19 protein-coding genes are annotated in these 18489 nt (G+C 47.6%); 11 read left to right on the top strand and 8 right to left on the bottom strand.

The window, feature by feature from the left end:
- Nucleotides 1–39: 39 nt before the first annotated feature.
- Nucleotides 40–1734: a GGDEF domain-containing protein gene (locus tag AC6R0R_RS04355; RefSeq protein ID WP_500625817.1), complete on the bottom strand. Its 1695-nt coding sequence runs from the start codon at nucleotides 1732–1734 to the stop codon at nucleotides 40–42.
- A gap of 218 nt (nucleotides 1735–1952) precedes the next feature.
- Entirely contained in the window at nucleotides 1953–4580 is a 2628-nt protein-coding gene (topA, locus tag AC6R0R_RS04350) for a type I DNA topoisomerase (RefSeq protein ID WP_500625816.1), read from the bottom strand.
- A gap of 339 nt (nucleotides 4581–4919) precedes the next feature.
- Between topA and AC6R0R_RS04345 the strand changes: the two genes are divergently transcribed.
- Nucleotides 4920–5168 (top strand): YciN family protein, encoded by a 249-nt coding sequence (locus tag AC6R0R_RS04345; RefSeq protein WP_500625815.1) that lies wholly within the window; start codon nucleotides 4920–4922, stop codon nucleotides 5166–5168.
- A gap of 74 nt (nucleotides 5169–5242) precedes the next feature.
- Here AC6R0R_RS04345 and aroA read toward each other — a convergent pair whose 3' ends face one another.
- Together aroA and AC6R0R_RS04335 are read right to left on the bottom strand one after the other, a co-directional pair.
- Nucleotides 5243–6523, bottom strand: coding sequence for a 3-phosphoshikimate 1-carboxyvinyltransferase (gene aroA, locus AC6R0R_RS04340; protein WP_500625814.1), 1281 nt, complete (start codon nucleotides 6521–6523; stop codon nucleotides 5243–5245).
- A gap of 139 nt (nucleotides 6524–6662) precedes the next feature.
- Complete coding sequence (locus AC6R0R_RS04335; protein WP_500625813.1) at nucleotides 6663–7118, bottom strand: outer membrane lipoprotein; 456 nt, start codon at nucleotides 7116–7118, stop codon at nucleotides 6663–6665.
- A gap of 18 nt (nucleotides 7119–7136) precedes the next feature.
- Between AC6R0R_RS04335 and aat the strand changes: the two genes are divergently transcribed.
- The 3 genes from aat (at nucleotide 7137) to infA (ending at nucleotide 8853) form a co-directional block, all read left to right on the top strand.
- On the top strand, nucleotides 7137–7844 hold the full coding sequence (aat, locus tag AC6R0R_RS04330; protein WP_500625812.1) for a leucyl/phenylalanyl-tRNA--protein transferase: 708 nt from the start codon (nucleotides 7137–7139) through the stop codon (nucleotides 7842–7844).
- A gap of 9 nt (nucleotides 7845–7853) precedes the next feature.
- A complete protein-coding gene (locus AC6R0R_RS04325) occupies nucleotides 7854–8552 on the top strand; it encodes an arginyltransferase (protein ID WP_500625811.1) in 699 nt (232 codons plus the stop codon).
- An 82-nt stretch (nucleotides 8553–8634) separates the two neighbouring features.
- Complete coding sequence (gene infA, locus AC6R0R_RS04320; protein WP_001040192.1) at nucleotides 8635–8853, top strand: translation initiation factor IF-1; 219 nt, start codon at nucleotides 8635–8637, stop codon at nucleotides 8851–8853.
- Between the two features lie 73 nt (nucleotides 8854–8926).
- Here infA and AC6R0R_RS04315 read toward each other — a convergent pair whose 3' ends face one another.
- Complete coding sequence (locus AC6R0R_RS04315; RefSeq protein WP_500625810.1) at nucleotides 8927–9505, bottom strand: thymidine kinase; 579 nt, start codon at nucleotides 9503–9505, stop codon at nucleotides 8927–8929.
- Nucleotides 9506–9601: 96 nt separating this feature from the next.
- Nucleotides 9602–10984 (bottom strand): cysteine--tRNA ligase, encoded by a 1383-nt coding sequence (gene cysS / locus AC6R0R_RS04310; RefSeq protein WP_500625809.1) that lies wholly within the window; start codon nucleotides 10982–10984, stop codon nucleotides 9602–9604.
- A 212-nt stretch (nucleotides 10985–11196) separates the two neighbouring features.
- Between cysS and AC6R0R_RS04305 the strand changes: the two genes are divergently transcribed.
- The 4 genes from AC6R0R_RS04305 (at nucleotide 11197) to AC6R0R_RS04290 (ending at nucleotide 14359) form a co-directional block, all read left to right on the top strand.
- Complete coding sequence (locus AC6R0R_RS04305) at nucleotides 11197–11691, top strand: peptidylprolyl isomerase (RefSeq protein ID WP_334551042.1); 495 nt, start codon at nucleotides 11197–11199, stop codon at nucleotides 11689–11691.
- Nucleotides 11692–11817: 126 nt separating this feature from the next.
- A complete protein-coding gene (gene lpxH / locus AC6R0R_RS04300; RefSeq protein ID WP_500625808.1) occupies nucleotides 11818–12552 on the top strand; it encodes a UDP-2,3-diacylglucosamine diphosphatase in 735 nt (244 codons plus the stop codon).
- Nucleotides 12553–12634: 82 nt separating this feature from the next.
- Nucleotides 12635–13843, top strand: a complete 1209-nt coding sequence (locus tag AC6R0R_RS04295) for an EAL and HDOD domain-containing protein (RefSeq protein ID WP_500625807.1) — start codon at nucleotides 12635–12637, stop codon at nucleotides 13841–13843.
- A 39-nt stretch (nucleotides 13844–13882) separates the two neighbouring features.
- Complete coding sequence (locus AC6R0R_RS04290; RefSeq protein WP_500625806.1) at nucleotides 13883–14359, top strand: YchJ family metal-binding protein; 477 nt, start codon at nucleotides 13883–13885, stop codon at nucleotides 14357–14359.
- 16 nt (nucleotides 14360–14375) lie between these two features.
- Here the strand turns inward: AC6R0R_RS04290 and AC6R0R_RS04285 are convergent, their stop codons facing one another.
- Complete coding sequence (locus AC6R0R_RS04285) at nucleotides 14376–14660, bottom strand: YeaC family protein (RefSeq protein WP_334551047.1); 285 nt, start codon at nucleotides 14658–14660, stop codon at nucleotides 14376–14378.
- A gap of 114 nt (nucleotides 14661–14774) precedes the next feature.
- Between AC6R0R_RS04285 and AC6R0R_RS04280 the strand changes: the two genes are divergently transcribed.
- Nucleotides 14775–15593, top strand: a complete 819-nt coding sequence (locus AC6R0R_RS04280) for a DUF2989 domain-containing protein (protein ID WP_500625805.1) — start codon at nucleotides 14775–14777, stop codon at nucleotides 15591–15593.
- Nucleotides 15594–15685: 92 nt separating this feature from the next.
- Here AC6R0R_RS04280 and msrB read toward each other — a convergent pair whose 3' ends face one another.
- Nucleotides 15686–16087, bottom strand: a complete 402-nt coding sequence (gene msrB, locus AC6R0R_RS04275) for a peptide-methionine (R)-S-oxide reductase MsrB (protein ID WP_334551050.1) — start codon at nucleotides 16085–16087, stop codon at nucleotides 15686–15688.
- Between the two features lie 334 nt (nucleotides 16088–16421).
- On the opposite strand from msrB, the gene gap reads away from it, so the two are divergent.
- Nucleotides 16422–17417 carry a type I glyceraldehyde-3-phosphate dehydrogenase gene (gap, locus tag AC6R0R_RS04270; protein ID WP_334551052.1) on the top strand — a complete coding sequence of 332 codons (996 nt, stop codon included), beginning with the start codon at nucleotides 16422–16424 and terminating at the stop codon, nucleotides 17415–17417.
- 130 nt (nucleotides 17418–17547) lie between these two features.
- The gene (locus AC6R0R_RS04265) at nucleotides 17548–18438 is read left to right on the top strand and encodes a D-hexose-6-phosphate mutarotase (RefSeq protein WP_500625804.1); all 891 of its coding nucleotides are present in this window, start codon (nucleotides 17548–17550) and stop codon (nucleotides 18436–18438) included.
- Nucleotides 18439–18489 lie beyond the last annotated feature (51 nt).

The following is an 18489-nucleotide window of genomic DNA, read 5'->3' as shown; positions in this document are numbered from 1 at the left end:
CGTTATCGCTCAGCAATAAACCAGCGTTTTATTTATGTTTTATGACGGTTCCATTAGTTGATTCAGGGTGTCATGTGGGCAGTGATGAATATATATTTTTTCTTGATTAATTTTGGCCTGATAGAGGGCGCGATCCGCCACCGATAAAGCTTGATGCAAGGTCATCTCTGAGCTAATCAGAGAACCACCAACGGACAAACATAAGGCGGGCAATTGGTCTTGGGCTCTTTGCTGTTGAATCGTGTCAATCAATCTCTGTGCTAACGTGCTTAGCACTTCCCTCTGATCGGTTTTGATCAACAACAAAAACTCACTTTCTCCCCAACGCGCAGCAAGGTCATACTCACGAATCGTATCTGAAATGGCCAAGGCAATCGACTTCAAACAAGGCGTTTTGTCTTGCCCTATGTGCTCCGCACTCAGCGCGTCACAAAGCCCAGCATCCACCCATATCAAGCCGAATTGGCTCTGTTCACGCTTACCTCGAGCAAGCTCATTCGTTACTTCTCTCTCTATGCCACGTCGATTAAGTAAGTGCGTCATCACATCATAGGTCGCCAGTTTATCGAGCGCGGCGGTCCGTGCGACAACCAACTTCTCGACACTTTGACGTGCCTCTAAGAGCTCTCTTTCAACAACCGCTAAATCCGCATCAACGGTCACAGCATCCAAATAGGGGTGACGCCGACCACGAGCCATCGTGTGTAGGCGCGTGAACCACCTCTCTAACGGCATCAACCACTCTTTGGCTGCATACAGGTAGAAGAGGACACTCAGTACCAACGCGAGGCCTAGGTAAATAAACAACAAATAATCCAGCATAAAGAGTGGCAGCACCGCGTCTACATTTAGCAGCGTCAACTCAAACCAGCCCAATGCGTCGATGTAATGCATCATGGCCACCACATTACCTGCATCTTGCTTGAGCATCAGAAACTGTGACTCACGGCCATTCAGTTGTTGATACAACGCCGACTGGATGATTTGGTAATCACTGTCGTTGTCTATCACCTCTTGCAGTGTCGGGCGGCTCTGACCTTGCTCACCCAGTGGAAACACAAAGCGATCGGAATCTCGGATCAATTGCACGCGCAATTGGCGATCAATAAACAGGGTCGAGAGTGGTGAGTTTTTGTGGTGATTAAGCTGACTGACCAACATATCAATATCCAAACCCGTACCGACAATGCCCAAAAACTGGCCATCGACAATAACGCTTTGGTTGATCCACGCTTTGGTTACCCCTAAGTGAGAGTCTTTATCAATGTTGACCGCCAGAGGCGTTAAGGTCGATTTTTGCTCAAAGTACCATTGGTCGTCATCCGCGTTAGGCTCTAAGGTGTATCGTTGGAAGTCACCCGTTCTAATACTGTTGACGTCGTTGAAGTGATAGGAAAGGTCTTGATCGAGTGCAATAAAAAAGTTTTTGGAATCAAAGCGCCATCGGTAGTGTTCGAGCGTTTCTTGGGCCACGGAGCGATAAACACCATCTTGAGCATTCTGCGCCCAGGAGGTGATGTTGGGGTGTCTTGCCAGCTCTTGCGCCAAGGTGATTTCCGTGGTCAACGGCGCAAGAGTTTTCTCTACATCATATTGCGCGGTGATTTGACCATACTTCCACATCAACTCCTCGATAATATCATCGATAATATGCTTAGAGACCGCATAGGCTGCCAACCCGAACGCCATACAGAGTACGAAGATTGCGAAAAATAGTCTTAACTTTAGAGTCATCTTTTTATCTCACCAGAGATAGATCAATAGAAGTTCAGATTGAAAATGTCAAAACAGAACCAGCGAATCATCACAAAGTTGATTATTTATTTGGCAAATAGGGATCACCATCTCATTCACCATACTTATTATTGTTAGTTCTAAAACTAAAAAGGCAGCCTAGATTGGCTGCCTTTGGGGTCTGCTGAAGACGTGCTTATCGTAAAGACATCGTCGTGTTACTTGGCGGATTTTTTACGCTTGTCCGACACTTCCCATTTTCCGTCGATATACAAAGCGGTGTAACCCGTTGGCTTACCTTCAACTTCTGAACGCACGTAGTTCTCTTTAGTCTTACGGCTAAAACGAACCACCATAGGCAATCCGTCCGGATCCTTTTGCGGCGCTTCGGTCAAGTAGAGGAACTTAGGTGACAAGCGGTCTTTAAACCTCACCAACTCTTCAACGAGAGGTGCGCGAGTTTCACGAGATTTCGGGAACGTACTCGCTGCGAGGAAGAGACCAGACGCACCGTCTCTGAGCACAAAGTAAGCCTCTGAGTTCTCACAAGGTAGCTCAGGAAGATGTACAGGATCTTCTTTAGGCGGCGCTACCTCACCATTTTTCAGAATCTTACGCGTGTTCTTACAGGTCTCACTGGTGCAGTCCATGTATTTACCAAATCGACCGTTTTTCAGCACCATGTCATTGCCACATTTGTCACACTCAACGACAGGGCCATCGTACCCTTTGACTTTAAACTCGCCCTTTTCAACCACATAACCTTCACAGTTCGGGTTGTTACCACACACGTGCAGTTTGCGCTTGTCGTCAATCAAATACGCGTCCATCGCGGTTTCACAGATAGGACAACGTTTCTTCGCTCGCAGTGCCGCGGTTTCAACGTCTTCTTCAAGAACATTGATGATGCCCTCTTCGTCACCGAGGTTAATGGTGGTTTTACAACGCTCTTTCGGTGGCAACGCATAGCCCGAACACCCTAAGAAAACCCCTGTCGATGCGGTGCGAATTCCCATCGGACGTGAACAGGTCGGGCATTCGATATCGGTGTAAACGATATGATTAGGCTTCATACCGCCTTCTTCTTCATCTTGCTCTGCTTGTTCAAGATCTTGAGTGAAATCGTTGAAGAAGCTATCGAGGACCGATTTCCAGTTGGCGGAACCCTCAGCGATTTGGTCGAGCTTCTCTTCCATCTTAGAGGTGAACTCGTAGTTCATCAGCTCATCAAAGCTACCATCAAGACGATCGGTGACGATCTCACCCATCTTCTCGGCATAGAAACGGCGCTGATCCACTTTCACATAACCACGGTCTTGAATGGTAGAGATGATAGATGCGTACGTCGACGGACGGCCAATGCCGCGCTTTTCAAGCTCTTTAACCAGTGCCGCTTCGGTGAAACGAGCAGGCGGCTTGGTGAAGTGCTGCTTAGGATCTAAGCTCACTAGGTCAACGTGATCGCCCACTTGCACTGGCGGTAGAATTTGGTCTTCGTTCTTACCCATCGGGCGCTGAACGCGTGTCCAACCGTCAAATTTAAGAATACGACCTTTCGCTTTCAGCGTGTATTGTGCCGCTTTAACGCTAACGGTGGTGGAATCGTACTTAGCAGGGGTCATTTGACATGCGACAAACTGATTCCAAATCAAAGCATAGAGTTTGTGCGCATCCGCTTCCATGCCTTGTAAATCCTCGGCTTTCACCGCGACATCAGAAGGACGAATCGCTTCGTGCGCCTCTTGCGCCCCTTCTTTGCTGCCGTAAACATTCGGTTTGGCGGGTAAATAGGCATCACCGTATTCACTGCCAATAAAGCCACGCACACTGTCGACCGCTTCTGCACTCAAATTGGTCGAGTCGGTACGCATATAGGTGATGTAACCGGCTTCATACAACCTTTGAGCCAGCATCATGGTTTTCTTTACGCCATAGCCAAGACGTGTACTCGCCGCTTGCTGCAACGTTGAAGTAATGAAAGGTGCGGAAGGCTTACTGGATGTCGGGCGATCTTCGCGCTTGCACACTTCAAAAGTGGCGTTTTTGAGCACATCCAGCGCCACTTGAGTTTGCGCTTCATTGACGGGCTTAAATGCCGTGCCATTTTCTTGCGCGACTTGAAGACGAAAATCCGTCTTGTCCGCCGTTTTGGTGTTGGCATGAATGTCCCAGAACTCTTCAGGAACAAATGCTTTGATTTCACGCTCACGCTCAACCAGCAGTTTCACCGCTACCGACTGCACGCGACCAGCAGATAAGCCTCGAGCCACCTTTTTCCACAGCAGTGGTGACACCATAAAGCCCACAACGCGATCCATAAAACGGCGCGCTTGCTGTGCATTGACGCCGTCCATGCTCAACTCACCCGGTTTTTGGAATGCTTGTTGAATCGCGTTCTTGGTAATTTCGTTAAATACAACGCGTTTGTATCGCTCTTCATCGCCGCCGATGATCTCACGAAGGTGCCAAGCGATGGCTTCTCCTTCGCGGTCCAAATCGGTGGCGAGATAGACGGCGTCCGCGTCTTTAGCAAGCTTTTGCAGCTCTGCAACCACTTTCTCTTTGCCGGGTAGGATTTGGTAGTTTGCTTCCCAACCGTGGTATGGGTCGATGCCCATCTTTTTGATCAGTGCTTTCCTGTCTTTCTCTTTCTTGATTTTGGCTTTTTCTTCAGCGCTCAAACCTTTTGTCGAGATCGCCGCCGCCTTCTGGCCTGTGCTTTGACCCGCAGTTGGTAGGTCACGGACGTGACCAACACTCGACTTCACAATGAAGTCTTTACCTAAATACTTATTGATGGTCTTCGCTTTGGCTGGCGACTCCACAATAACCAGTGACTTACCCATAATCGACTCAAGTGTCCTATTTCGGCAGCGCTTTTAGCGCACGATATACTTAAAATTTCGCTTCTTTTTTTACTATTGAGCGAGATGGCAAGAAGATCAATACCTTTTTTAAAAAAGTCAATTGACTGCTCGACAATTCGACGACTCTCCCACTATGGGTAATAAAGAAGGGCGCACATACTATAGATAGACTCAGCGATGCGCTTTAGAAATCGAAACGATTTTTGCATTTGCTCACAAAAGCGTAGCCGCTCTGTCCCCTTTATCCAACATAAACACGCATTGAAATTATGGAAAAGATGCTTAGAATTCGGCTATCAATATCAAAGAGGTAACCCCATGAGCGATAAAAAGACCATCTCAGAAACGGAATTATTGATGATCGCCAATCACATCATCCAAGAACATGATGACTATATTGAAGGGATGCGAGCGACCAGCGTAGAAGAAAAAGAGGACGTATTGGTATTCAAAGGTGACTACTTTCTTGATGACAATGGCCTACCTACCCAAGAGACGACCGCCGTATTCAACATGTTTAAATACCTCGCTCATCACCTGTCTAAAGAGTTTACACTCGCAAAATAACCGAGCGATAGCCACGCTCTAGCCCCAAAAATAAGCCAAGGACTTTTGCCTTGGCTTTAATCTATTCACCCTCGTTAGCAGCTCAGCGCCGCCAATTTTTCGAAGTAGTCTGGGAAGGTTTTAGAAGTGCACTTGGGATCATTAATCGTCACTGGCGTATCACTCAGTGCAACCAACGAAAAGCACATGGCCATACGGTGATCATCGTAGGTATCGATCGCAGCGTGTGTCAGCGTTGCTGGCGGCGTCACGATAAGGTAATCCTCACCCTCTTCCACCTCTGCACCGACTTTACGCAGCTCCGTTGCCATCGCCGATAGGCGATCTGTCTCTTTCACGCGCCAGTTATAAACATTGCGTATCGCGGTTGTCCCTTGCGCAAACAGCGCGGTGGTGGCGATGGTCATCGCCGCATCGGGAATATGGTTGAAATCCATATCTACCGCTTTAAGCTCGCCCACGCGTGAGATGACGTAGTCATCCCCCCACTCAATCTGAGCGCCCATTTTTTCAAGAGCATCAGCAAATTGAATATCGCCCTGGATACTGTTTTTGCCAATGCCGGTGACTTTGATCTCTCCGCCTTTAATCGCGGCGGCAGCCAAGAAGTAAGACGCGGAAGAGGCATCACCTTCAACCAGAAAATCACCCGGGGCAAGATAAGATTGGCCACTCTGGATGACAAATTCTTGGTAGTCGCGGTTCTCTACTTCAACACCAAACTGCTTCATGATGTGCAGGGTGATATCGATGTAAGGCTTTGAGACTAACTCACCAATGATTTTGATCGTCACATCCCCTTTCGCCAGCGGTGCTGCCATAAGGAATGCGGTCAAAAACTGACTCGAGATGGAGCCGTCAATTTCAACGGTACCACCAGAAAGCCCCGTGCCTTGAATTTTCAGCGGTGGATAGTTAGGGTTTTCCAGATAGGTGATGTCCGCACCAGCTTGACGCAACGCGTCCACTAAGTGGCCAATCGGGCGCTCTTTCATGCGCGGCTCACCAGTCAGCACATAGTCGCCAGTGCCAAGGCAGAGCGCCGCAGCCAATGGGCGCATCGCCGTGCCGGCATTACCTAAAAAGAGTTCAAGTGCGCCCTCGCTATGAAATGCGTGACCGAGACCTTCCACCTCACAGACGGTTTTATCGTCCGATAAGGTGTAGCTGACACCCAGTTGCGTCAGGGCATTGAGCATATGGCGAATATCGTCGCTATGGAGTAAGTTTGTCAGGCGTGTTGTCCCTTTTGCTAGCGCAGCGAGCAGCAGCGCACGATTTGAGACACTTTTTGAACCAGGTAAGTTGACCTCACCATTGACTTTATTGATCGGTTGTAACGTAAGGCTTTCCATTCAGTGAGTTGTTCCTTTATCACCCTCATTCCTATTGAGGGCAATGAAAAATTCTTCGTACTGGCAGACTAACTAAAATCCCCGGTTAAAACCAGAGCTAAGTCACGTACAAATACGATTGAGTGCCTGTGCGACTCCATCAATAGGTCTTATCCACTCGAACGCCATTGTCAAAATACAAAATCCTGACTTTATCCCCGCGACTAAACAGCATGTTGGGGTCCACATCTTGAATCACATCCACCAATTGGCCGCTGTCGGTTTCAATCAACAGCTCAACCAGTTTATATTCCACTTTATAGGTTTGATTGGCACGATGCCTTGCCACACTGGCTCCCGCGACGGCGCCTACCGCCGTTGCCACCTCTCTCCCCGTACCATCACCAAACTGATTGCCGACCACACCACCAATAACGGCACCTAACAAGGTTTCCCAGCCATTCTCGCGCGACTGAACGGTTTCTTCTTGACTGATGTAGCGCACGGTATCCACTGCGCCAAACACCACTTCGTTCACAGGTCTGGCAACATTTCTCTGATAAGCAGCATTGGCAAACAGAGGAAAAATCAATAAGATCCAAGTCCACTTTTTCATCTCACGTCCTCCTCGATTATGACGATATATTTGACTGAGTTAGACCCACAAACGCTGAGCTTTCCGTCTCCATTTGAGGCGTTAGAAGAGCCCAATGGCCTACTCGCCTTTGGTGGCGATCTCTCACCAGAGCGCGTTGAACTGGCCTATCAGCACGGCATCTTCCCCTGGTTTGGACCAGGTGAACCCATCTTGTGGTGGAGCCCAGCACCGAGGGCGGTCTTTTATCCTAAGACCTTTGCCCCGGCAAAAAGTCTCAAGAAGTTTCAAAAAAAACAGCGTTACTCTGTGAGTATAAACAAGGCGACCGCACAAGTGATCGACTATTGCGCCAGTGTTCGCCCTGCCGATGAGACATGGTTGAACGAAGAGATGCGTGACACGTATAAGAAGTTGGCGAAGAAAGGGCGCGTCCATTCGGTCGAAGTGTGGCAAGACGAGACCTTGATTGGCGGTCTCTATGGCGTCAGCGTTGGCCAACTGTTTTGTGGTGAGTCGATGTTTAGCCTCAAACCAAACGCCTCCAAAGTGGCACTTTGGTATTTTTGTCGTCACTTTGCCCGTCATGATGGCCAGCTCATTGACTGCCAGGTGATGAATCCGCACCTTGACTCATTGGGCGCAGAGGAGATAGAAAGAGAGGACTTTATGCAACAACTGCTATTATTAAAAGCACAAAGCGTCAAACTAGGCTGTTTTGCTCAGCAAATCTTAGCCGATGAATAGAGAACGTGAATGAGCTCTGATTTACAGCAGATTCGAATTGGATTAACCGACAGTCACCCATGCAGTTACCTCAAGGAGAGGCAAGAGCGCGTGGCTGTTGCACTCGACCCTAAAATGCACAGCGCTTCCAGTTACGAGGTGCTGCTTGCCAACGGGTTTCGCCGTAGCGGCGACACCATCTACAAACCGCACTGTGACCATTGCCAATCTTGTCAGGCGCTGCGAGTATCACTGCCCGACTTCGTACCAAGCAAGAGTCAAAAGCGTCTCTTGGCCAAATCACGCCATCTGACTTGGCAACTCAAAGAGACCTTAGATGAGGATTGGTTTGATCTCTACTCACGCTACATCATCGCTCGTCACCACCAAGGCAGTATGTATCCGCCGAAGAAAAACGAGTTTGCTCAATTTTCACGTTGCAACTGGCTCAACACCCAATACTTGCACCTCTATGATGGTGAGCGTTTAATTGCGGTCGCGGTCACCGATATTCTCTCCAATAGTGCCAGTGCGTTTTATACCTTCTTCGACCCAGACATCGATTTATCCTTAGGCACCTTAGCGGTCTTGCTGCAAATCACCTATGGTCAGAACGCTGGAAAACAGTGGCTCTATCTTGGCTATCAAATCGATGAATGCCCGGCTATGAACTATAAAGTCCGATTTGCGCGTCATCAAAGGCTAGTAAATCAGCGTTGGCAAGGGTAGAATACGCCCCAACTTTACTTAATTCATTTTTATCGGCCTTTCTCGCCGCTGAAAATCGCCCATTTTTTTAAAAGAGGATTAAATGGCTAAAGAAGACGTAATTGAGATGCAAGGCACGGTCCTTGATACTCTACCAAACACAATGTTCCGTGTTGAACTAGAAAACGGCCACGTCGTGACTGCTCACATCTCTGGTAAAATGCGTAAGAACTACATCCGTATTCTTACTGGTGACAAAGTAACTGTAGAGATGACTCCATACGATCTATCAAAAGGTCGCATCGTCTTCCGTGCTCGTTAATCTTTGATTATCAGACAGCAACAAAAAAGCGGAGCTTAGCTCCGCTTTTTTGTTGTCAAATCGCTGGAAAACTTTATTTACCCAGCGCTTCTTTGTAGTGCTCACGACACACCGACACGTATTTGTCGTTGCCCCCGATGGCCACCTGATCACCGTGAGCGATGGCGTTACCCTCTTCATCGGTGCGAATCACCATGTTAGCTTTTCTTCCACAGTGACAAATCGTTTTCAGTTCAATCAACTTATCTGCCCAAGAAAGTAAATACTTACTTCCTTCAAACAGCTCACCAAGAAAATCGGTTCTTAGACCATAACAGAGCACTGGAATATGCAGTTTATCCACCACTTCGGTCAACTGGTAAACTTGCTCTTTAGTGAGAAACTGACATTCATCGACCAAGATACAGTGACGCTTTTGTTGTTCGTTCAGCGCTTTGATCTCTGCAAAGAGATCCGTCTCAGCGCGAAACAGCTGAGCGTCAGATTGCAAGCCGATACGAGAGCTGACTTTACCGATGCCGTAACGGTCATCTAACGCTGCGGTAAAAATCACCGGCGTCATACCACGCTCTTGATAGTTAAAAGACGATTGAAGTAGTGTGGTGGATTTCCCTGCATTCATCGCAGAGTAGTAGAAGTACATCTGAGCCACGAAAGGTTACCTGTAGCAAAAGTGGCAACATGAGCATACTCAATGCGGCCGATTAAAATGACAAAAAGGGCTGAAAAGTCAGCCCTTAAGTTAAAATTATTTACGACGCCAGGTGGTCCCTTCTGGGCCATCTTCCAAAACGATACCCATCTCGGTCAGTTTGTCTCGCGCCATGTCCGCATTTGCCCAATCTTTAGCGGCGCGACTGTCGTTACGCAGTTTGATAAGCGCTTCAATCTCGGCCACTGCGTCGTCATTGCCCGCGTCGCCTTTTAGGAAAGCTTCGGGATCTTGACCAAGAATGCCGATGATGTCTGCCAATTCGCGCATCAACACACCTAAACCGTTCGCGGCATTGATGTCTTCGTTCTTCAAGCGGTTGATGTCACGCGCCATATCAAAGAGCACTGAATAGGCTTCCGGCGTATTGAAATCGTCGTTCATCGCTTCGGTAAAGCGAGTGATGTACTGCTGCCCGCCCGATGCGGAGGCCGACAGATCCAAGCCACGTAGCGCTGTGTACAAACGCTCTAGCGACGCACGCGCTTGGTTGAGGTTCTCTTCGCTGTAGTTCAACTGACTGCGGTAGTGACCAGACATCAAGAAGTAACGCACGGTTTCTGCATCGTAATGACCCAACACATCACGGATAGTAAAGAAGTTACCCAGCGACTTGGACATTTTTTCTTTGTCGACCATGACCATGCCACTGTGCATCCAGGTGTTCACGTATTGTGTCCCGTGTGCGCAGCAAGATTGTGCGATTTCATTTTCATGGTGTGGGAACTGCAGATCGGAACCACCACCGTGAATGTCAAAGTGATTGCCCAAAATCGACGAGTTCATCGCCGAACACTCAATGTGCCAGCCAGGACGGCCCGGGCCCCATGGGGATTCCCACGTTGGCTCACCCGGCTTCGACATTTTCCACAACACGAAATCAAGCGGGCTACGTTTTGCACTTTCCACATCAACGCGCGCACCGGCTTGCAGCTGATCCAAATCCTGTTTTGACAACTTACCGTATTCGTCAAATTTGCCCACTTCAAACATCACGTCGCCATTATCGGCCACATAGGCAAAACCACGCTCGATCAGTTTTTCAACCAAGGCGATGATTTCAGGGATAAATTGTGTCGCTCGAGGTTCAACATCTGGGCGCTTCATATTCAAAGCATCAAAGTCAGCGTACATCTCACCGATAAGACGTTCTGTCAGCGCATCACAGCTCTCACCGTTTTCGTTTGCACGTTTGATGATTTTGTCATCAATGTCGGTAATGTTGCGCACGAACGTGAGATCGTAGCCTAGGTAGCGTAGGTAACGTGAGACCACATCAAAAGACACAAACGTACGGCCATGACCAATATGACAGAGATCGTAGATGGTGACGCCACAGACATACATGCCGACTTTGCCAGCGGTGATGGGTTTGAATTCCTCTTTCTGTCTTGTGAGTGTGTTATATATCTTTAACATGATCTCTATCTAATAAATGAGTGAAACAAAATAGTGGGGCAGTATATCAAGTCCTGCTTGGCGAAGTCATCCCTAACTCGGCGAAAAACCGACTATCCTTGTGACAAAGGGCCAGTACGTGAACAACACGACTGACTTTGGACGTAGGAAAGTCGTAAAACTTACGTTAGAATCTTGCCTTCACATAGAAAATCGACCGAAAGGACATAATCATGATCACCCTTCACACTAATTTTGGTGACATCAAAATTCAGCTAAACGAAGAGAAAGCACCGGAAACCAGCGCAAACTTCCTTCAATACTGCCGCGACGGTTTCTACGATAACACGCTATTTCACCGCGTTATCGACGGTTTCATGATTCAAGGCGGTGGCATGGAGTCTGGTCTTCGCGAAAAGGCTACTCGTGCTCCTATCAAAAATGAAGCAAACAACGGCCTAAGCAACAAAGTGGGTACATTAGCAATGGCACGTACCATGGAGCCGCACTCTGCAAGCTCTCAGTTCTTCATCAACGTAAACAACAACACCTTCCTAGACTTCCGCAGTGAAAGTCTTGACGGTTGGGGTTACTGTGTCTTCGCTGAAGTCGTTGAAGGTATGGACGTTGTTAACCAGATCAAAGGTGTCAGCACGGGTTCTTACGGCATGCACCAAGATGTACCGCTTGAAGATGTTGTGATCACTGGCACAACGATCGAAGAGTAATCTATCCAAAGAAGAGCTGCCTAATGCAGCTCTTTTTTTCCTATATTGGGCGCTTTTACCCTAAACCTGTGATTGTTTTGCCCTACCCTTTCAGCCCACTGGGCTAGCCTGAACTCTGATTGCTTTATGACCACTCTGTTTATTTCCGATCTGCATCTCTCCCCTTCAACGCACGAAATCACCGCGTGTTTTATTCGCTTTATGCGCGAAGAAGCCAGCCAAGCCGACGCCTTATATGTCTTGGGTGATTTGTTCGAATTTTGGGTGGGAGATGACGATAAGTCTGAATTCGCGCAAACTATTCGTGACGAGTTTCGCCGCTTAACACGCTCTGGTGTGCCTTGCTATTTTACTCAGGGGAATCGTGATTTTTTGGTCGGTAAGCGCTTTGCAAAGCAAACCGGGGTCACCTTACTCGGGGATGAGACCGTCATTGATTTGTATGGTCAGCCCACCGTGATTCTACACGGTGATACGCTGTGCACTGACGATGTCAGCTATCTTGAGTACCGCAAAAAAGTTCATCAGCCTTGGCTACAATGGGTGTTCAATCGTATCCCGATGTTCATCAAGCAGAAGATCGTCGCCAAGGTACAAACAGACATCAGTGCAGATAAGCAGACCAAATCCCTTGAGATCATGGATGTCAATCAGCAAGAAGTGGAGAGCGTGATGAATAAACACCATGTTGAGCTCATGATTCATGGCCACACTCATCGCCCGAATATTCACCGTTTTATCAGTAACGGAAAAACCCTGCATCGCGTCGTATTAGGGGATTGGTACACACAAGGATCGGTCTTAGTGGTTGATAAAACAGGATACGACCTACAAAATCGTGCATTCCTATCAACAAATTGACAAATAAGTACCAGATTTTTCAATAAATTGTGCCTATACTTAATTTCAATGTTCGGTAACACGTTGAAGTTAGACTGCTACTTTGAAAACCTCATACATTGCACGCCAACCTATCTTAGATCGGCACAAACATACCATCGGCTATGAGCTGCTGTTTCGTGATGGCCCTAAAAACACGTTTCCAGAAATCGACCCTGAGCTGGCAACGAGCCGTTTGCTGTCTGATCATTTTATGTCCACCCACTACTCGACATTGGGTGACAAAGTTGGCTTTGTGAACTTCCCTTATCAAAGCTTGATCAATCGGGTGCCGACTCTATTTCCGTCGGCCAGCCTAGTGGTTGAAATTTTGGAAGACTGCCTGCCGACGCCCGAGCTGCTCGAGGCGGTCAAAGAGATGTCTAAACTCGGTTATAAAATTGCGCTGGATGACTTTGTGCCTTCCCCTGAATGGAAAGCCTTTTTGCCGTATGTTTCGATCATCAAATTTGATATCCGTGTGGTCCCGATTGAAAAAGCGCGGCTGTTCATTCGCAAGTTACAAGGCAGCAAAATCCAGTTTTTAGCCGAGAAAGTCGAAACGTATGAGGAGTTTAGTCACGCGCTTGAAGCAGGTTTTGACTATTTCCAAGGTTACTTTTTTAGTAAACCCGAGATCTTGCAGCGCAAATCGATCGAACCTTCCTTCATGACCATAGTGCAACTGCTTAGTGAGATTGCAAAATCCGACATCGATTATCAGCGGATTGAAACCTTGGTGAGTAAAGACGTCTCGCTTTCGTATAAATTGCTCACGCACGTCAACTCGTCTTCGATTGTCAGCACCAAGATTCAGTCATTTAAACAAGCGCTGATTTACCTGGGTGAAGATAGATTGCGTAAATTTGTCTCCTTGGTGGCGCTCGCCTCCTCTCAAGATTCCAAACCCGAGTACCTTTACGGATTATCCATTCAGCGCGCACGCTACTGCGAATTAGTCGCGGCGAAGCTCGAGGAGAAGCTCGCCTCTGGCCAAGCGTTTCTTACGGGTATGTTTTCGCTGCTCGACAGTTTACTCGACAGACCGTTAGAACAAATCGTGGCGGAAATCCCTATTGATGAAGCTGTCAAACATGCACTCACTGATGGTGAAGGGACGCTTGGGGTGTTGCTCAAGCTTGTCATCGCCTATGAACACGCACAATGGGACGAAGCCGCTGAACTCTGTCAACAGCTCGGCCTTGAGAAAGAAGTCGTTAGTGAATGCTACGATGAATCGGTACAATGGACGGCAGATTTACTGTCTAATTAACCCTGATTGTCCCTGATATAAGTAAAAAGCGGAGATTGGATGTCTTTATGTCCTTGTGAAAGTCAGCAGACTTATGAGTCTTGCTGCCTGCCGATTCATCAACATCATCAGAATGCCCATACACCAGAGCAACTCATGCGCGCTCGCTACAGCGCCCATGTCAAAGGTCTGGTCGATTTTGTTATCGCCACCTATCACCCTTCGTGCGAAGCGGAGAAAGAACGCGATGCCATCGCAGATTCAATCGCGAGCGACTGGTGCGGCCTTGAAGTGGTATCCACCGCGCCGGGCGAGCATCATGATGAGGGTTTCGTCACCTTCAAAGCGTATTTCTCTGCCGAGCAAGGTCGCTCTACACAGACCTTATGCCTTGAAGAGCGATCTCGATTTGCCCGTGAAAATGGCTTGTGGTACTACATCGATGGAGAATTCCCACAAGCGAATCAGGCCAAGGTTGGTCGCAACGATCCTTGCCCATGTCAAAGCGGGAAGAAATTTAAAAAATGCTGCGGATAACGAATTAAATCAGAGACTAAGATTTATTCGGGTTCACTCGCAAAATGTCGTCTTGTTCCGCTTGAAACTGTTTTTTTAGCTCAGATTTTGACTTAAAACTGATCTCGCCACCCTGCGCAACTGTCATATGTTGCGCTTCTACATTATGCTTAGACTGATACAACATCACAGCTTGCATGCAAGAATCTCGCTGCTGCTGCGAAAGTGGTGTACCCTCAGGCCACTTACCCGTCTCAACTGCATAGAGGAGACGCTCGTAAGCTTCTGGTGTAATTGAATTAATCAACTGCTCTGCGTCCATGACGTATCCTTTGGTTTCTGTTGTTTTTTGTTAAGGCCCTGACATTAACCGCCTCAATGAAGGCGTCAAGATAACGGCTAAGAATAAGTGTAACGGATCACAAGCAAACTTCGTATGAATCGACTTATCACACTGGTATTGATAGGGCTAGCGGCCACACTCACGGGCTGCTTTGAAGTTCGAAAAAATACCGACCAACTGTGTAAAGACACACCGGAACTTCGTTGCGAACGTCTGAATATGGATGATGGCCAATGTCGCGTTCCTCGTACCGATCTCATTTGGCACCGCTTTGAAGTCTTTAAAGACCCAACAGACCAAAATCTCATCAAAGAATACAATTTGCTGTCAGAGTATAAAAAGTGTCTAGAGCTAGCCTCTCAGATCCAACCTATTGATCAATCCAACCTGAAACAGCGGCGTTTTGAAGCACTGGTCAACTCGGGTAAGGATCTCGAAGCGCTAGTGAAAAAGCTCTCTGAATCCACCAGCCCACAAGCCCTCTACTTTCTATGGAGTCGCACTGGGAGTGATTCTGCCCGCCGCGCCTTCCTTCAAATGGAAGGGTCACCTCAGCTTGAAAGCGCCGAAATGCAATACGCGTTAGCCACGTTTTATACGGGTCGTGACCAAGAAAAAACCATCGCATTGCTTAAGCACGCGTTGGAGCTGACCAAGAGCTCGCCTGTCAACGTTGAAATATTGAAATCACTTGCCAGTATTCACTATCAAACCCATCAACGCGAACAAGCGTACGTTTGGGCGATGGTAGCGAAAGCCTTTGATGTGCCGATCGCTTCCGAGAAGGAGCTGCAATTGCTGTACGGTTTTGATAAGGACAAATATCGTCAATTAGATGCGTTTGCAGACGATATTGAAGATGCGATTCGGGCCGGGAAATTTCAGCGCCAGCAACTCGAAGGGCTTGATTAGCCTTAGGTTTTTAGTGGTTACTCACTTTGAACTGAACGAGTTCAATTTGAAAGTGAGTAACAAGACACACAGCGTTTAACGCTGCCTTGCCATCAATTGTTGAAAACTAACGACACCGAGTTAACACAGAAACGCTCACCGGTGGTTTGTGGTCCATCTTCAAATACATGACCTAAATGGCTATCACAACGTGCACAGCGAATCTCTGTACGCACCATTCCGTGGCTCAGATCCTCTAAGTAACGAATCGCATCGTCATTGATCGGTGCATCGAAACTTGGCCAACCACAACCGGAATCGTATTTGTTATCTGAACGAAACAGCGGAGCGTCACAACAGGTACACGCGTAGATTCCCGTCTCTTTATTGTGCAGCAATTTACCGGAAAATGGTGCCTCAGTGCCCTGCTGTCTGCATACTCGATACTCTTCATCCGATAGCTTCTCACGCCAGTATTCATCAGGCTTGGTGACTTTTTCGCTATGTTGTTTCACTGACTTATTCTCCACATTCTCATTTTTATTTGTGACTTTTTTGTTGAAAAACTTGCGCAGTTTAACCTTTGTAGCACATACTTTGAAACCATAACAGAATGGCTAAACTTTAAGCAGCAGTTCAAGTCTTCAACGCATTTTACATCAACTGGTTAGGTATAAACTCCACTATCCGTTCAAAAAACAACCACTCGCGTTTAATTGTGAAAAAAAGCGACACTTTTTTTTGACATTAAACAAGTTAAGTCCGATTATCGGTTGCAGATTTTGACTGGGTTTTGTAATTTTACTACCAGTTATCTTTAATCAGAAATTAAGTTGTGGAGCAACTATAATGACTATCAAAGTAGGTATTAACGGTTTTGGCCGTATCGGTCGTTTCGTATTCCGTGCAGCGCAAGAGCGCAACGACATCGAAGTTGTAGGTATTAACGACCTTATCGATGTAGATTACATGGCATACATGCTGAAGTACGACTCAACTCACGGCCGTTTCAACGGTACTGTTGAAGTTGAAGGCGGTAACCTAATCGTTAACGGCAAAACTGTACGTGTAACTGCAGAGCGCAACCCAGAAGACCTAAAATGGGACGAAATCGGTGTTGACGTTGTTGCTGAAGCAACAGGTCTTTTCCTAACTGACGAGACTGCACGTAAGCACATCACTGCTGGCGCGAAGAAAGTTGTACTAACTGGTCCTTCTAAAGACGCAACTCCAATGTTCGTTAACGGCGTAAACTTCGACACTTACGCTGGTCAAGACATCGTTTCTAACGCTTCTTGTACTACTAACTGTCTAGCACCTATCGCTAAAGTTCTTAACGACAAGTTCGGTATCGAATCTGGTCTTATGACTACAGTTCACGCAACAACTGCAACTCAAAAAACTGTTGACGGTCCTTCTGCTAAAGACTGGCGCGGTGGCCGTGGTGCTTCTCAAAACATCATCCCATCATCAACTGGTGCTGCTAAAGCTGTAGGCGTTGTACTTCCAGAAGTAAACGGCAAACTAACTGGTATGGCTTTCCGCGTACCAACAGCTAACGTTTCTGTTGTTGACCTAACTGTTAACCTAGTAAACGGTGCTTCTTACGAAGACATCTGTAAAGCGATGAAAGAAGCGTCTGAAGGCGAACTAAAAGGCGTTCTAGGCTACACTGAAGACCAAGTAGTTTCTCAAGACTTCATCGGCGAAGTTTGCACTTCAGTATTCGATGCTAAAGCAGGTATCGCGCTAACTGACAAATTCGTTAAAGTTGTATCTTGGTACGACAACGAAATCGGTTACTCAAACAAAGTTCTAGACCTAATCGCTCACATCTCTAAGTAATCATCACTTTGAGATAAGCGTTTAGCGCAGAATTTTATAAAAGGCGGCTCTTGAGTCGCCTTTTTTGTATCTGAAATTTGAGAGCCCATTAATGGCGACACGCCTGCTCTCTATGGCATAGGAAACTTACATGGACTTATTCACGCTCCCTGCCCTGACTGTCTTGTCTGACAGTGTCACGATTGTCGAAGTCGACCAAGTAAAGGTGATTCGTGTCATCCATGATAAAGCCAGCGCCGGTATTGCCCTGCATGGTGGTCATGTCATTTCATTCAAACCTCAAGGCCAAGAAGATCTCATTTGGATGAGTGAGCAAGCGGTCTTTGATGGTAAGGCCGCTCTGCGCGGTGGCATCCCGGTCTGCTGGCCATGGTTTGGACGCATTGCGGCCCCAGCACACGGCTTTGCTCGTACGAGCGAATGGGAATTGGTCGAGCATCGAGAAAATGAAAACGGTGTCATCGTTGAGCTGGCCCTTTTCTCAAGTGAAGAGACCCACGACATCTGGCCATATATGTTTGAGGCCCGACTTTTGATTGAGATTGGCGAAACACTGAGCGTCACCCTCAAGGTTATCAACATTGATGATCAAGCATGGACCTTCTCCGGTGCGCTGCATACCTACCTCAATGTGGGTGATATTACCCAAGTCCAGACAACAGGTATGGGCGCAGAGTACATCGATAGCCTTCAAGACAGGAAAGTATGCCAAGGCGGTGACGTGTTACAGTTGACCGACACCATCGATCGCGTCTATACCAAGCCTGCGCCTCAAATCAATGTGCAAGACCCTGTCTTTCATCGCACACTTACCGTTGAGAACCAAGGCCACAATTCCGCTGTCCTTTGGAACCCTTGGCAGCAAGGTGCGGCGGCGATGGCCGACATGCAAGACAGCGGCTATCAGCACTTTTTGTGTGTCGAGTCGACCCTTCATGCGACCTCTCTAGACACCGGTAAACGCCTTGAACCAGGTGAGACTCACCAACTGGTCACCGTACTCTCCAGCGCGAACAAGTAGCGGCTTTGGGTGACACATCGTTGAGGGTAGAGCGGCGCTCTACCCTATTTC

This window comes from Vibrio sp. R12-SW3-ISO1 (assembly GCF_059834005.1).
The sequence above is the reverse complement of the archived record's forward strand: the minus strand, read 5'-3'. Positions and strand labels throughout refer to the sequence as shown.

What these genes read in the sequence shown, in the direction of transcription:
- gap (WP_334551052.1), top strand. Translation starts at nt 16,422, where the DNA reads ATGACTATCAAAGTAGGTATTAACGGTTTTGGCCGTATCGGTCGTTTC.
- AC6R0R_RS04265 (WP_500625804.1), top strand. Translation starts at nt 17,548, where the DNA reads ATGGACTTATTCACGCTCCCTGCCCTGACTGTCTTGTCTGACAGTGTC.
- aat (WP_500625812.1), top strand. Translation starts at nt 7,137, where the DNA reads ATGACGATATATTTGACTGAGTTAGACCCACAAACGCTGAGCTTTCCG.
- AC6R0R_RS04355 (WP_500625817.1), bottom strand. Translation starts at nt 1,734, where the DNA reads ATGACTCTAAAGTTAAGACTATTTTTCGCAATCTTCGTACTCTGTATG.
- AC6R0R_RS04285 (WP_334551047.1), bottom strand. Translation starts at nt 14,660, where the DNA reads ATGGACGCAGAGCAGTTGATTAATTCAATTACACCAGAAGCTTACGAG.
- AC6R0R_RS04325 (WP_500625811.1), top strand. Translation starts at nt 7,854, where the DNA reads ATGAGCTCTGATTTACAGCAGATTCGAATTGGATTAACCGACAGTCAC.
- aroA (WP_500625814.1), bottom strand. Translation starts at nt 6,523, where the DNA reads ATGGAAAGCCTTACGTTACAACCGATCAATAAAGTCAATGGTGAGGTC.
- AC6R0R_RS04280 (WP_500625805.1), top strand. Translation starts at nt 14,775, where the DNA reads ATGAATCGACTTATCACACTGGTATTGATAGGGCTAGCGGCCACACTC.
- AC6R0R_RS04290 (WP_500625806.1), top strand. Translation starts at nt 13,883, where the DNA reads ATGTCTTTATGTCCTTGTGAAAGTCAGCAGACTTATGAGTCTTGCTGC.
- infA (WP_001040192.1), top strand. Translation starts at nt 8,635, where the DNA reads ATGGCTAAAGAAGACGTAATTGAGATGCAAGGCACGGTCCTTGATACT.
- AC6R0R_RS04345 (WP_500625815.1), top strand. Translation starts at nt 4,920, where the DNA reads ATGAGCGATAAAAAGACCATCTCAGAAACGGAATTATTGATGATCGCC.
- AC6R0R_RS04305 (WP_334551042.1), top strand. Translation starts at nt 11,197, where the DNA reads ATGATCACCCTTCACACTAATTTTGGTGACATCAAAATTCAGCTAAAC.
- lpxH (WP_500625808.1), top strand. Translation starts at nt 11,818, where the DNA reads ATGACCACTCTGTTTATTTCCGATCTGCATCTCTCCCCTTCAACGCAC.
- topA (WP_500625816.1), bottom strand. Translation starts at nt 4,580, where the DNA reads ATGGGTAAGTCACTGGTTATTGTGGAGTCGCCAGCCAAAGCGAAGACC.
- AC6R0R_RS04335 (WP_500625813.1), bottom strand. Translation starts at nt 7,118, where the DNA reads ATGAAAAAGTGGACTTGGATCTTATTGATTTTTCCTCTGTTTGCCAAT.
- cysS (WP_500625809.1), bottom strand. Translation starts at nt 10,984, where the DNA reads ATGTTAAAGATATATAACACACTCACAAGACAGAAAGAGGAATTCAAA.